This window comes from Mesorhizobium sp. P160927 (assembly GCF_057766385.1).
The window spans coordinates 1,409,868-1,423,120 of sequence record NZ_JBYMDW010000001.1; the positions used below are offsets into that span (position 1 = coordinate 1,409,868).

Consider the following 13,253-nt stretch of genomic DNA (forward strand, 5'->3'; position numbering starts at 1 on the left):
GAATGCCGATTCGGTCAACTCGACCGCGGCGCTATCAACGGCTTTCTTTCAGGCATCACTGTGGCCTAGCGGAGTTCCATGGGAACCACCGTCGTCTCCTTGATCTCCTCCATGACGAAGGAGGCGGAGACATCGGATAAAGCCACCTTGGCGATGAGCCGCTGGTAGAGCCGGTCATAGGCTTTCACGTCGGCGACGCGGGCGCGCAGCACATAGTCGAGATCACCGGACATCCGGTAGACCCCGATGATCTCGGAAAGACCGGTCACCGCCGCCCGGAACTTCTGCAGCCAGTCGGGGTCGTGATTGGATGTGCGGATCAGGATGAACACCGAAAGGCCGAGTCCGAGCTTCTCCGCATCGACCAACGCCACGCGGCCGGTGATGACGCCATCTTCCTCCAGCCGCTTGACGCGACGCCAGCAGGCATTGCGCGACAAGGCGACCCGCTCCGACAGTTGGTCCACCGACAGCGTACCGTCACGTTGCAATTCGGCGAGCAGTTTTCGATCAATTTCGTCGATGTCAAAACTCATATTGGGATATTTGTCCCATGGAATAGCACAATACAAGGATATTTTGGGACCAATGAACCGGTGAGGCGTGTCAGGATACTCACATCGAAACGAAAAGCGCTGAAGGGGAACCAGCATGTCGGTCGCAAGGATTTTCACCTCTCATCCGGCCAAGGTGGGCGAAACCTATTTCAGCCATATGGCCTTCGCCGCCTGGTTCTCCTCGCGCCTGCTGATGGCGGCGGGAGCAGCATTTGTTCACGCTTTCTTGCCATTTCTGTTCGAGACTACCGCCAGCCGAATCATTCGCGAACTTTACGAGCGGACGCACAACAGAGGCACGCACGCGATCAACGAGCCCGCTGCTCTTCCGGATCGCGCTTAGAGGAAGACAGAAGCGATGTGCCGGTGGGCGGCCTATCTCGGTGAAGCGGTCTTTCTCGAAGACATCCTCACGGCGCCCTGTCACTCGCTGATAGCCCAGAGCCATTGCGCCCAGGAAGCGAAGTCGCCCACCAATGGCGACGGCTTCGGCCTTGCTTGGTATGGCGAGAGGCCTGAACCCGGTCTCTACCGCGATATCCTGCCGGCCTGGTCCGATCCCAATCTGAAAAGCCTGTGCCGGCAGATCAAGTCCAGCCTGTTCCTCGCCCATGTCAGGGCCTCGACCGGCAGTGCCACCAGCCGCATGAACTGCCATCCGTTCACCTCGGAACGCTGGTCGTTCATGCACAACGGCCAGATCGGCGGTTTCGAAAAAATCCGCCGCGCGCTGGAGAACTCGTTGTCCGACGCCGTTTTCGATCAGCGCGAAGGCACCACCGATTCCGAACTCTTTTTTCTGCTCATGATCGACGAGGGTCTTTCGTCCGACCCGCAAGGCGCCGTCTCACGCGCTACCAGCCGCGTGCTGGAAGTCTCGCGTCGTGCCGGTCTCGAGCCGGCGCTGAAGCTGACCGTTGCCTTCTCTGACGGACAGGCACTGTATGCGGTGCGCTACGCCACCGACGCCCAGGCTCCGACGCTTTACACGTCCATTTTCCGCAAAGGGGCCGGCCGCTGCATCGTCTCCGAACCCTTTGATCGCGAGGGCGGCGACTGGCAGGCGATCCCGCCGTCGAGCTTCGTCACCATGACCAGCGATGGCACGAGCATTCGCCCATTCGCGCCGACTGCGGCGAAACTGGCGCTGGTTGGATAACGCGTCACCTCCGCGCACCTTGAAAACGTCGCGTGGAGTGCCGGCCTGGATAGGACGCAGACTTCAGCGCAATTCCGATCAAGCATTGAGCGCGTGCGGATGCTCAACTCCACTTGAAGCCGCGCCGCGATCCGCCATCTTGATGAGGCAGGCGGCCAGCAAGCCGGAGCATCGCCATGGATCTCGTATTTCTCTCGGTTGCCGAACTCGCCACGGCCATTCGAAACCGCAAGATCTCCGCCGTCGAAGCGCTCGACGCCCATCTCGCGCAGATTGATGCGCACAACGGAGCAATCAAAGCCGTCATATCGCTCGACAGGAAAGGCGCGCGCGAACGCGCCAAAAAGGCCGATACAGCACTGGCGCATGGCGAACCACTTGGACCGTTGCATGGCGTTCCCTTCACATTGAAGGACATGCATGAGACATCTGGCCTGAAAACCACGGTCGGCTTCCCACCCTTCGCCGATTATGTCGCGCGGCAGGACAGCCCGGTCGTCGCTAGGCTGAAAGCAGCCGGCGGCGTGCTGATGGCCAAGACCAATGTCGCCATGATGCTGTCCGACTGGCAGTCGAACAATCCGTTGTTCGGCCGCACCAGCAATCCCTGGAACCTTGAGCGCACGGCCGGTGGCTCCAGCGGCGGTGCGGCAGCGGCGGTCGTGGCTGGCATGACGCCGTTCGATGTCGGCACCGACATGCAGGATTCGATCCGCTTGCCAGCCGCCTTTTGCGGCATCTATGGGCTTAAGCCGACGGAACATCGTATCTCGCTGGCCGGCGCCTTCCCGGATCCGGGCGGCGCTGAGCGTAGCGTGCGACTGATGTCCTGTCTTGGGCCGCTGGCACGCAGCGTGGAGGATCTGGCCTTGATCTATCGGATCATCGCCGGACCGGACGGTCGCGACACCGATCTTGCGCCGGTGCCCGTCGAGGATATGGCTAAGGTCGACCTCAAGACGTTGCGTATCGCTTTTGCCCCCTCCTTTCCCGGTTTCCCGGTGGCCGGAGACATTGGTACCGCGGTCGAAAATCTCGCAAGGCGGCTGCAATCGGCAGGGGCGGCTGTCGAGGAGGCGAAACTCCCGGAACTCGATTTGCATGACGATCTCGCGCAAGGCGGTGGGCTGATCGGCATGATGATGGAGGCCGCGCAACCCGAACCGCCGGACGAGCCGACGCCCGTCTCGCGCTGGTTCGAGGCACTCGCCCGCCGCGACAGATCCATTCTCGCCTGGGACAATTTTTTCGACAGCTATGACGCACTGCTCTGCCCGGTCGCCATGACCACGGCCTTTCCACATTGCGAGCCGGGCACGCCGATCAAGGTTGACGGCCAGGAACAGAGCTACTGGATGCTGCCGGCCCATGGCGCAGTGTTCAATTACAGCGGCCACCCGGCACTTTCGATGCCCTGCGGGCAAGATAGTGACGGCTTGCCTATCGGCCTGCAATTGGTCGGCAAACGCTGGTCGGAGCCGCGGCTGCTCGGCATCGCCAGGGCGATGATGCCCTTGACCAGCGGCTTTAGACGTCCGCCCGGCTATTGAGCGAAGCGATCCAATCCATAGGGTGCCAGCAGCGTGTCGCGCTTGCCATCAAGAATTTCTCGCGTGGCGAACAGGCCGACGGCTGGCGCCAGCGTGATGCCGGAATGCATGACCGCGATATAGACACCCTCCTTGCCTTTGGCGCGACCGATGATCGGAAAGCCGTCGATCGGTGTCGGCCGGTAGCCAACGGTGTGGAAATCCAACTCCAGCCCGTCGCTGTCGCGCAGCATGGCTTTCATGGCCGCGAACAATTCACGCGCCGTGGCTTCGGCGTCCATGCCGGGATCGGCGCCGCCGAAATCCGAGCCGGCAATGATTCGACGCTCGGCGGTCTGACGCATGTGCAGGCGCTCGGCCAGCACCAGCCCGTTGAGCAGTTTCTTGTAAGGCCGCGAGTGAACGATCAATCCGGGCGGTGTCTCGATCGGCAGGTTGATGCCAGCGGTCGCGGCAATGTCTGGCGAACCCACGCCGGCCGCGATCACCACCTCGTCGGCGGCAAACAGTCCATGCGATGTGTCCACGCCGGTAATCTTGCCGACGCTTTGGACAAGCGCCGTCACCGTGCTGAAGAGGATTCGCGCGCCGCGCCGTTCGGCATCGGCCAGCAGTGCCTTGGTGGCCGCGACAGGCTCGGCGACACCCTCTTCTGCGACATGCAGGGCGAAATCGGGAAGCTCGGTGAGATTGGGCTCGATAAGCGCCACCTCGCCCCGGTCGACGCGCTCGATGCCGTAGCCCCAGGCTGAATGCTCTTTGGCATAGATTTCCATATCGGCCGCAGAGAGATCCCAGCATAGGCCCCCGCACCAGGCGAGCGGTATGCTGGGCAAGTCCCGCGCCAGCCGCGACCATTCCGCCATGGCGCGGGTACGAAGCCCGAAATACGGCTCCGGATTGCCCCAGCTTGCGTTGATCCACGCAAACGAGTTTTGGGTCGCCACGCCGCCGCGTTCGCTTTCGGCAATGACTGTCACCTGCGCGCCCGCAACGGTCAGATGCCAGGCGATGGAAGCGCCGATGATGCCGGCGCCGACGACGATCACTTGTTTCGCCTCGGTCATGGTCGCTCCTTTGCCTCGTGATCGGGGGACGGTTCATCCCAGTGCCATTCCGGCGGCCTGTTGCCAACATTGGCAATGCAAAAAACTCCTTGATGCTGGTTTCCGGACCCTTTGGGACTCACGCTACGCTGCGGCCGGCGTGCGCGACATCGTTGCCGCCCGTAGATGCCCGGCCCGGCTCTTCACTAACCATTTTGCCTCCAAGGAGGCGTTCGCCTGCGAGGAGGATCATGCCGACAGCAGCGCCATTGCCGGATGGCTGCCGGGGGTCGTTCAGGCAGGCCGCTTGAACGAGCCAGCCTGAAACAAGCCCCGCAACCGGCGGCATTCACGCCGCCGGACCGGTCGACAGCCCGCCGCTGCGCTGCTAGAAGCCCGGCCTGTCACACGGAAATCCCAAGAGAATGCCCGAAACTATCCCAGAGGAAGTGGCGCGCCGCCGCACTTTCGCGATCATCGCCCACCCTGACGCCGGCAAGACGACGCTGACCGAAAAGCTGCTTTTGTTCGGCGGCGCCATCCAGCTTGCCGGCGAGGTGAAGGCCAAGAAGGACCGCATCCAGACACGGTCCGACTGGATGAAGATCGAGCGCGAGCGCGGCATTTCGGTCGTCACCTCGGTGATGACCTTCGAATATGAGGACAACGTCTTCAACCTGCTCGACACGCCGGGCCACGAGGATTTCGCCGACGATACCTATCGCACTCTGTCGGCGGTCGACTCGGCCGTCATGGTCATCGACGCCGCCAAGGGCATCGAGCCGCGCACGCTGAAATTGTTCGAGGTCTGCCGGCTGCGCGACATCCCGATCATCACCTTCGTCAACAAGATGGACCGTGAAAGCCGCGATCCGTTCGAGATTTTGGACGAAATCGAGCAGAAGCTGGCGCTGGACACCGCGCCCATCACCTGGCCGATCGGCCGTGGCAAGACCTTCTCCGGTACCTATCACCTGGCGCTGAACGCCGTGCGCAAGGGCGACGACGAGAAGGAACGCACACCGGTCAACGGTCCCGATTCCAACCGCGTTGCCGGCCTGCTGCCGGAAAACGAGCGCGAGGCCTTCATCGAGGAACTCGAGCTCGCGCGAGAAGCCTGCCGTCCGCTCGACATCGACGCCTTTCGCGAGGGCCATTTGACGCCGGTCTATTTCGGCTCGGCGCTGCGCAATTATGGCGTGCGAGACTTGATCGAGGCGCTTGGCGCCTTTGGGCCGCCGCCGCGCGCGCAGGAGGCCGACACCCGGACTATCGAGGCGACCGAGGAGAAAATGACTTCCTTCGTCTTCAAGATCCAGGCCAACATGGATCCCAATCACCGCGACCGCATCGCCTTCGTGCGCGTCTGCTCGGGCAAGCTCGAGCGAGGCATGAAGGCCAAGCTGGTGCGCACCGGCAAGCCGATGTCACTCTCGGCCCCGCAATTCTTCTTCGCCCGCACCCGCGTCACCGCCGATGAAGCCTTTGCCGGCGATGTCGTCGGCATTCCTAACCACGGCACGCTGCGCATCGGCGACACATTGACCGAAGGCGAGGAAATCCTGTTCCGGGGCGTGCCGAATTTCGCCCCGGAAATCCTGCGTCGCGTCCGTCTCGGCGACGCGATGAAAGCAAAAAAACTCAAGGAAGCGCTGCACCAGATGGCCGAGGAAGGCGTCGTCCAGTTGTTTTCGCCCGAGGACGGCTCACCCGCCATCGTCGGTGTCGTCGGCGCCCTCCAACTCGATGTGCTGAAAGAGCGGCTGAACTTCGAATACACGCTGCCGGTCGAATTCGAGATGTCGCGCTTTTCGGTCTGCCGCTGGATATCGGCCGACGACAAGGCCGAGGTGCTTCGCTTCATCGAGGCGCATCGCGGCGACATAGCCCGCGACCTCGACAACGACCCGGTCTTCCTCGCCCAGCACGCCTTCTCGCTGAACTACGAAGCCGAACGCTGGAAGGCGATCCGCTTCGCCACGATCAAGGATTATCAGGTGCGCGATAAGGCGGCGTGAATCTAGTGAGTAGTTGCTAGTGAGTAGCACCGATGGGAGACAAGCCGAACCTACTCACTACTCACTACTCACTTGTGATCACCCCTTGGCCGCCGCTTCGATCGCAGCGATATCGATCTTGCCCATCTGCATCATCGCCGACATCACCCGGCCGGCCTTGGCTCTGTCAGGGTCTTGAAGCAGTCGCGGCAACTGCTCCGGCACGACCTGCCAGGAGACGCCGAACTTGTCCTTCAGCCAGCTGCATCGGCCGGGCTCACCGCCGCCTTCGGTGAGTTTGTTCCAGAAATGGTCGACCTCGTCCTGCGTCTTGCAGTCGATCGACAGCGACATGGCCTCGGTGAACTTGTATTGCGGGCCGCCATTGAGCGCCTGGAACTGCACGCCGTCGAGCTCGAACGATGCCACCAGCACCTTGCCCTCCGAAGCATGGCCCTGCGGCCAGCGCGTGACGCTTAGCACCTTCGAATTCTTGAAGATGGAGACGTAGTGGTTCATGGCCTCTTCGGCCTGGTCGTCGAACCACAGGAAGGTGGTGATCTTTTGCATTCTCATTCTCCTCATTTCTCTCTTGGGGTGAAGAAGGCCACCGGTGAAGAAGCCACGGTGAAGAAGGTCAGGCAGCGCCCTTGGCGGCTCCCTGCAACGAGACAAGATAGGCATCAAGCTGGGCATAGCTTTCGGCCATGCCGCGGGTCATGCCGGTGCCGAGTGCGCCATCGCGGGCCGCCTGCGACGCGTAGAGCACTGTCTGCCTCAGTAGCGTGGTTCCGTTTTGCTCCGTGAAAACAACCGTCCCGATCGTCTCGCCGCCGGTCCAGTCCTCGTCGAACAGTTCGGTGGCGACGAGCCGGCTCGGGCGCACGATCTCGCGGTAGGCGCCGCTCATGCCCATCGTGCGGCCGTCCCGATGCTGCCAGACATAGCGCGTCGCGCCGCCAACCCGGAGATCGATTTCGCAGACCGCGAGCCGCCAGCCGTCGGGGCCATGGAGCCAGCCCTTCAACAGGTCCGGTATGGTCCAGCAGTCGAACACCATCGGGCGGGGTGCGTCGAAGATCCGGGTGATCTGGATTTCCCGGTCGCTGGACGTGGTCACGGTCAATTTTGCGACGGTCGAGCCGGGCAATGTTGTGGTGCTCATGATGGTACTCCGCTGTTTGTCCAAGGACGTTCGGCCAACTGGCGATCCGACATGGCTTTCGATTTTTTCTGCTGGGACGACACGCCGGACTTTGGCTATTGCTCCGCGTCGCTCGCCGCCTTCTTGGCCTGCATGGCACCCAGCAAGGCGTCGAGGCGCTGGAAATTGCCTTCCCAGATCTTGCGGTAGCGCTCCAGCCAGTCATTGGCCTCGGCGAGCGGTTTTGCTTCCAGCCGGCAAGGCCGGCGCTGCGCGTCTCTCCCGCGCGAGATCAACCCGGCGTTCTCCAGCACCTTGAGGTGTTTGGAAATCGACGGCTGGCTCATGGCGAAAGGCTCGGCCAACTCCATAACCGACGCCTCCCCTTCAATGAGCCGCGTAAGGATGGCACGCCGCGTCGGATCGGCAAGCGCGGCAAATGTGGCATCAAGGCGGTTCATACGATTTCCATAGCCATTTAGGTATATAGCCAACAAGCTATACAGTGAGGCGCGCAGGCCGTCAACCGCACCGGCGGATTTCGTGGCGCATTGCAAAAATGTGGCCAGATCATACTTGCGCGTCTATAACGCCTGCGATCAAAACGCTCCCGTCGAGCGCAGCCAGCCAGCTAGGGAAAATTCATGCCCGCCTATCGCTCCCGCACCACCACCCATGGCCGCAACATGGCCGGCGCCCGCGGCCTGTGGCGCGCCACTGGCATGAAGGACAGCGATTTCGGCAAGCCGATCATCGCGGTGGTCAACTCCTTCACCCAGTTCGTGCCGGGCCATGTCCATCTGAAGGACCTTGGCCAGCTCGTCGCGCGCGAGATCGAGAAGGCCGGCGGTGTCGCCAAGGAATTCAACACCATCGCCGTCGATGACGGCATCGCCATGGGCCATGACGGCATGCTCTATTCGCTGCCGTCGCGCGAGCTGATCGCCGATTCCGTCGAATACATGGTCAATGCGCACTGTGCCGACGCCATGGTCTGCATCTCCAATTGCGACAAGATCACGCCCGGCATGCTGATGGCCTCATTGCGCCTCAATATCCCGACCGTCTTCGTCTCCGGCGGCCCGATGGAAGCCGGCAAGGTGGTGCTGGCCGGCAAGACGCAGGCGCTCGACCTCGTCGATGCCATGGTTGCGGCCGCCGACGACAAGATCTCCGACGAGGACGTCAAGGTCATCGAGCGCTCGGCCTGCCCGACCTGCGGTTCCTGTTCGGGCATGTTCACCGCCAATTCCATGAACTGCCTGACCGAGGCGCTGGGCCTGTCGCTGCCCGGCAACGGCTCGACGCTGGCCACGCATGCAGACCGCAAGCGCCTGTTCGTCGAGGCCGGCCATCTCATCGTCGATCTCGCCCAGCGCTACTACGAGCAGGATGACGAGAGTGCATTGCCGCGCAGCATTGCCTCCAAGGGCGCCTTCGAGAACGCCATGACGCTCGATATCGCCATGGGCGGCTCGACCAATACCGTGCTGCACATTCTGGCAGCCGCGCATGAGGGTGAGGTCGATTTCACCATGGAAGACATCGATCGGCTGTCGCGGCGGGTGCCGGTCCTGTGCAAGGTGGCGCCGGCCAAATCCGACGTGCACATGGAAGACGTCCATCGGGCCGGCGGCATCATGGCGATCCTTGGCCAGCTCGACAATGCCGGGTTGCTCAATCGCGACCTGCCTACCGTGCATACGGCGAGCCTCGGCGAAGCGCTCGACCATTGGGATATATCTCGCACCACCAGCCAGAATGTGCGCGACTTCTTTCTCGCCGCGCCCGGCGGCGTGCCGACGCAGGTCGCCTTCAGCCAGGACCGCCGCTGGGACGATCTCGATCTCGATCGTGAGAAGGGCGTTATTCGCTCAGCCGAGACGCCGTTCTCGAAAGACGGCGGGCTTGCCGTGCTGAAAGGCAATCTGGCGCTCGACGGCTGTATCGTGAAGACAGCCGGCGTCGACGAGTCGATCCTGAAATTCACCGGACCGGCTCGCGTCTTCGAAAGCCAGGACGCTTCGGTCAAGGCGATCCTTGCCAATGAGATCAAGGCTGGCGACGTCGTCGTCATCCGCTATGAGGGTCCGCGCGGCGGCCCCGGCATGCAGGAGATGCTCTATCCGACCAGTTATCTGAAGTCGAAAGGCCTGGGCAAGGCCTGCGCGCTGGTCACCGATGGGCGCTTCTCCGGCGGCACCTCGGGCCTCTCCATCGGCCATGCTTCGCCGGAAGCGGCGGAAGGCGGGCTGATCGGGCTGGTGCAGGAGGGCGATACGATCCAGATCGATATCCCGAACCGCACCATTCGCCTTGCCGTCGACGACGCGGAACTCGATGCGCGCCGGGCGGCGATGGAGGCCAAGGGAGCGGACGCCTGGAAGCCGCAGGAAAAGCGCAAGCGCAAGGTGACGACCGCGCTGCGCGCCTACGCCGCCTTCGCCACCAGCGCCGACAAGGGGGCAGTGAGACACGTGCCGGAGTAAGGCCGAGGCAGCTCTTCCCGCCGGATCCAAAGCTGACAGACGGCTTTGCCGCGGCGTCACGGCATCAGCTGATATTCATACAGCTTCTGGTAAAGCCCGCCTTGCCTGAGCAGCATCTTGTGCGGCCCGCTTTCCACCACCTTGCCGGCTTCCAGCACCACGATCGTGTCGGCCTGGTGGACGGTCGAGAGGCGGTGCGCGATGACGATCGTGGTGCGCCCTTCCGTCAGCTGTTGCAGCGCGTCGCGGAACAGCGCTTCCGACTCGGCGTCGAGCGCACTGGTCGCCTCGTCCAGCAGCAGGATTTCGGCATTGCGCAGCATGGCGCGCGCGATCGAGATGCGCTGACGTTGGCCGCCCGACAAGAGGCCGCCATTCTCACCGACATCCGTCTCGTAGCCATTCGCTTGCGCGACGATGAAGTCATGCGCGTTGGCGGCCCTGGCCGCGGCGATCACCTCGTCGTCGGTCGCGTCCTCGCGCCCAAGCCGGATGTTGTGCATGATCGTGCCGGCAAACAGGAACGTGTCCTGGCTGACATAGGCGATCTTTTCCCTGAGCGAGGCGAGCGTGGCATGGGAAATATCCTGGCCGTCAAGCAGCACCCTGCCGCTCTTCGGGTCGTACATGCGCATGATGAGGTTCAGGATCGTCGACTTGCCGCCGCCGGAGGGGCCGACCAGCGCCGTCATCTTGCCGGCCGCAAGGGTCAGGTCGAACCGGTCCAGCACTGGCGGGCCATTCTGGTAGGCGAAGCCGACGGCGTCGAACCGGATCTCGCCCGGGCCGGCCCGAAGCGGCTTTGCATCCGGCTTCTCGGCTAATGTCAGCGGCTGGTCGGCGAGTTCGAACATCATCCGCACGCCGACAATGCCGCTTTCCAGGGAGATGCGGACACGCGCGAGGCGCTTTGCCGGCTCATAGGCAAGCAGCAGCGCGGCGATGAAGGCCATGATGTTGCCGGGCATCTGGCCGCCCTGCAGGACCAGCAAGCCGCTGACCATGACGGCGCCGGCGATCGCCAGGCCGGCCAGCGTTTCCATGACTGGATTGGTCACGGCTTCCAGCGCGGCGATGTTGTTGGCCCGATCCTCGACGTCCGCCACCGCTCTGTACATGCGTTTGCGCATCAGCCCTTCGAGGTTGAAGGATTTGACCACGCGCACGCCGATCGCGGTTTCCTGCATCACCTGCACGATCTGGCCGACCGACCGGAACTCCATGGCGGCGAACTTGCGCACGCGCTTCAGGATGCGGTTGACGCCATAGATGGCCAGCGGACCGACGACGAAGCAGATCAGCGACAGCGCCGGCTGCTGCCAGATCATGACCCCAATCAGGGCAGTCAGGGTCACCAGATCGCGCACATAGGAAGTGACGATGAGGTCGAGCACGTTGCGCGCCGCCTGGGCATTGTTGGTCATGCGGGTAATCAGGTCGGATGACGAGGTCGAATGATAGAATTCGATGCCTTGCGCCAGGATGCGATCATAGATCTTGCGCTGCCGTTCGGCGATGATGGCGTTGCCGACGCGGCTCATGAAGTAGGCCTGGACGAAATTGGCGATGCCCTTGACGATGAAGATCCCGGCGACCCCCATCGCGATCACATTGACGCGGTCGACCCGTTTATCGATCACGAATTCATTGGTGATTTCGCGCAGGATCCAGGCGCTGGCGGCCGTCATGCCGGCCACCACGAGCATCGACAGGATGGCGGCGGCATAGCCGGCCCTGTGTTGCCGGAACGATTCCCGGAGCAACCTTGCGACGAGGCGTTGGTTCTCCGTCGAGCGGAAGAAGCGAAACACGGCTGATCCTTGATGCCGGGATGACGAAGGCGGCTTATAGAGGGAGATGCCGCCGGAGGGAACCTTTCGCCGCCAGGGAAAGAAACCGCTGCGGCAGGGTGTCTTTTGAGACACGATGCGGCAGTGATTCTTCAAGCGGGATGATGACAGATGGATTTCGATCTTGTTGTGCGCGGCGGCACGCTTCCGGATGGCGGCATCGCCGACATCGGCATTACCGGCGAGACGATCGCTGCGATCGAGCCGAAGCTCGAGGGTCCAGGGCGGACCGAGGTCGACGCCCGTGGCAATCTGGTGTCGCCGCCCTTCGTCGATCCACATTTCCACATGGACGCCACGCTGTCCTACGGTCTTCCACGCATCAACGCGTCGGGCACGCTGCTCGAAGGCATAGCGCTATGGGGCGAACTGAAGCCGCTCCTGACGCACGAGGCCGTGCGTGACCGGGCGCTCGCCTATTGCGACTGGGCGGTGTCGATGGGGCTGCTCGCCATCCGCACCCATGTCGACGTCTGCGATGACCGGCTGCTGGCCGTCGAGGCGCTGCTGGAGGTCAAGAAAACCGTCGCCCCCTATATCGATTTGCAATTGGTCGCTTTCCCGCAGGACGGCTTCTATCGCTCGCCGACGGCGCGGGAGAATACCATTCGCGCGCTGGACATGGGCGTCGACATCGTCGGCGGCATCCCGCATTTCGAGCGCACCATGGCTGATGGCACGCGCTCGGTCACTGAACTGTGCGAGATCGCGGCAAAACGCGGGCTCATGGTCGACCTGCATTGCGACGAGACCGACGACCCGCTGTCGCGCCACATCGAACAGCTCGCCTACGAAGCGCAGCGCCTCGGCCTGCAGGGCAGGGTGGCCGGTTCGCACCTCACCTCGATGCATTCGATGGACAATTACTACGTTTCGAAGCTTCTGCCGCTGATCGCCGAAGCCGGCGTTTCCGCGATCCCCAATCCGCTGATCAACATCATGCTGCAGGGCCGCCACGACACGTTCCCGAAGCGGCGTGGCATGACGCGCGTCAAGGAGATGCTGGCGCTGGGCATCCGTGTCGGTTGGGGTCAGGATTGCGTGCTCGACCCCTGGTATTCGCTCGGCACCGCCGACATGCTCGACGTTGCCTTCATGGGCCTGCATGTCGCCCAGATGTCGAGCCCCGCCGACATGGCGCGCTGCTTCGACATGGTCACCAACGTCAATGCCGCGATCATGGGCCTCGACCATCTCGGCCTCGGCGTCGGCAAGCGCGCCAGCCTGGTGATCCTCGATGCCGGCAATCCGATCGAGGCTCTGCGCCTGCGCGCCGAGCGCATCTGCGTCATCGCCAGGGGCAAGATGGTGGCGGAACGGACGAGGCAGGATACCAGGCTTTCACTTCCTGGCAGGCCGGCACTTGTCAACCGCAGGCACATAACCACCTAGATACAGCCGATTCCCCATGCTGGTCTTACCGATTTCCTGATTTCGCCTCGTCAAAGCAGCCGCTTCGGT

At 62.8% G+C, this 13,253-nt stretch carries 12 protein-coding genes; 6 read left to right on the forward strand and 6 right to left on the reverse strand.

Annotated elements, in window-relative coordinates:
- Window positions 1-65: 65 nt before the first annotated feature.
- Complete coding sequence (locus AC3CB8_RS07065) at window positions 66-536, reverse strand: Lrp/AsnC family transcriptional regulator (RefSeq protein ID WP_023772539.1); 471 nt, start codon at window positions 534-536, stop codon at window positions 66-68.
- Between the two features lie 115 nt (window positions 537-651).
- Between AC3CB8_RS07065 and AC3CB8_RS07070 the strand changes: the two genes are divergently transcribed.
- From AC3CB8_RS07070 to AC3CB8_RS07080, 3 genes are all read left to right on the forward strand, one after another.
- A complete protein-coding gene (locus AC3CB8_RS07070) occupies window positions 652-900 on the forward strand; it encodes a DUF6356 family protein (RefSeq protein WP_015314154.1) in 249 nt (82 codons plus the stop codon).
- 15 nt (window positions 901-915) lie between these two features.
- Window positions 916-1,716 carry a class II glutamine amidotransferase gene (locus AC3CB8_RS07075; RefSeq protein ID WP_352563286.1) on the forward strand — a complete coding sequence of 267 codons (801 nt, stop codon included), beginning with the start codon at window positions 916-918 and terminating at the stop codon, window positions 1,714-1,716.
- A 176-nt stretch (window positions 1,717-1,892) separates the two neighbouring features.
- Entirely contained in the window at window positions 1,893-3,266 is a 1,374-nt protein-coding gene (locus AC3CB8_RS07080) for an amidase (RefSeq protein ID WP_352550230.1), read from the forward strand.
- Here the strand turns inward: AC3CB8_RS07080 and AC3CB8_RS07085 are convergent.
- Window positions 3,260-4,333, reverse strand: a complete 1,074-nt coding sequence (locus AC3CB8_RS07085; protein ID WP_352563285.1) for an NAD(P)/FAD-dependent oxidoreductase — start codon at window positions 4,331-4,333, stop codon at window positions 3,260-3,262. The genes AC3CB8_RS07080 and AC3CB8_RS07085 overlap by 7 nt on opposite strands.
- Before the next feature lie 404 nt (window positions 4,334-4,737).
- On the opposite strand from AC3CB8_RS07085, the gene AC3CB8_RS07090 reads away from it, so the two are divergent.
- Window positions 4,738-6,330, forward strand: a complete 1,593-nt coding sequence (locus tag AC3CB8_RS07090; protein ID WP_023772545.1) for a peptide chain release factor 3 — start codon at window positions 4,738-4,740, stop codon at window positions 6,328-6,330.
- 78 nt (window positions 6,331-6,408) lie between these two features.
- Here the strand turns inward: AC3CB8_RS07090 and AC3CB8_RS07095 are convergent, their stop codons facing one another.
- The 3 genes from AC3CB8_RS07095 to AC3CB8_RS07105 form a co-directional block, all read right to left on the reverse strand.
- Complete coding sequence (locus AC3CB8_RS07095; protein WP_023772546.1) at window positions 6,409-6,879, reverse strand: VOC family protein; 471 nt, start codon at window positions 6,877-6,879, stop codon at window positions 6,409-6,411.
- 67 nt (window positions 6,880-6,946) lie between these two features.
- On the reverse strand, window positions 6,947-7,474 hold the full coding sequence (locus AC3CB8_RS07100; protein WP_352563284.1) for an SRPBCC family protein: 528 nt from the start codon (window positions 7,472-7,474) through the stop codon (window positions 6,947-6,949).
- Between the two features lie 95 nt (window positions 7,475-7,569).
- Entirely contained in the window at window positions 7,570-7,914 is a 345-nt protein-coding gene (locus tag AC3CB8_RS07105; protein ID WP_023772548.1) for an ArsR/SmtB family transcription factor, read from the reverse strand.
- A 183-nt stretch (window positions 7,915-8,097) separates the two neighbouring features.
- Here AC3CB8_RS07105 and ilvD point away from each other — a divergent pair, with 183 nt between their 5' ends.
- A complete protein-coding gene (ilvD, locus tag AC3CB8_RS07110; protein ID WP_023783338.1) occupies window positions 8,098-9,942 on the forward strand; it encodes a dihydroxy-acid dehydratase in 1,845 nt (614 codons plus the stop codon).
- Window positions 9,943-9,998: 56 nt separating this feature from the next.
- Here ilvD and AC3CB8_RS07115 read toward each other — a convergent pair whose 3' ends face one another.
- Window positions 9,999-11,753, reverse strand: coding sequence for an ABC transporter ATP-binding protein (locus AC3CB8_RS07115; protein WP_023783339.1), 1,755 nt, complete (start codon window positions 11,751-11,753; stop codon window positions 9,999-10,001).
- Between the two features lie 150 nt (window positions 11,754-11,903).
- On the opposite strand from AC3CB8_RS07115, the gene AC3CB8_RS07120 reads away from it, so the two are divergent.
- Complete coding sequence (locus AC3CB8_RS07120; RefSeq protein ID WP_352563283.1) at window positions 11,904-13,184, forward strand: amidohydrolase family protein; 1,281 nt, start codon at window positions 11,904-11,906, stop codon at window positions 13,182-13,184.
- Window positions 13,185-13,253: the final 69 nt, after the last annotated feature.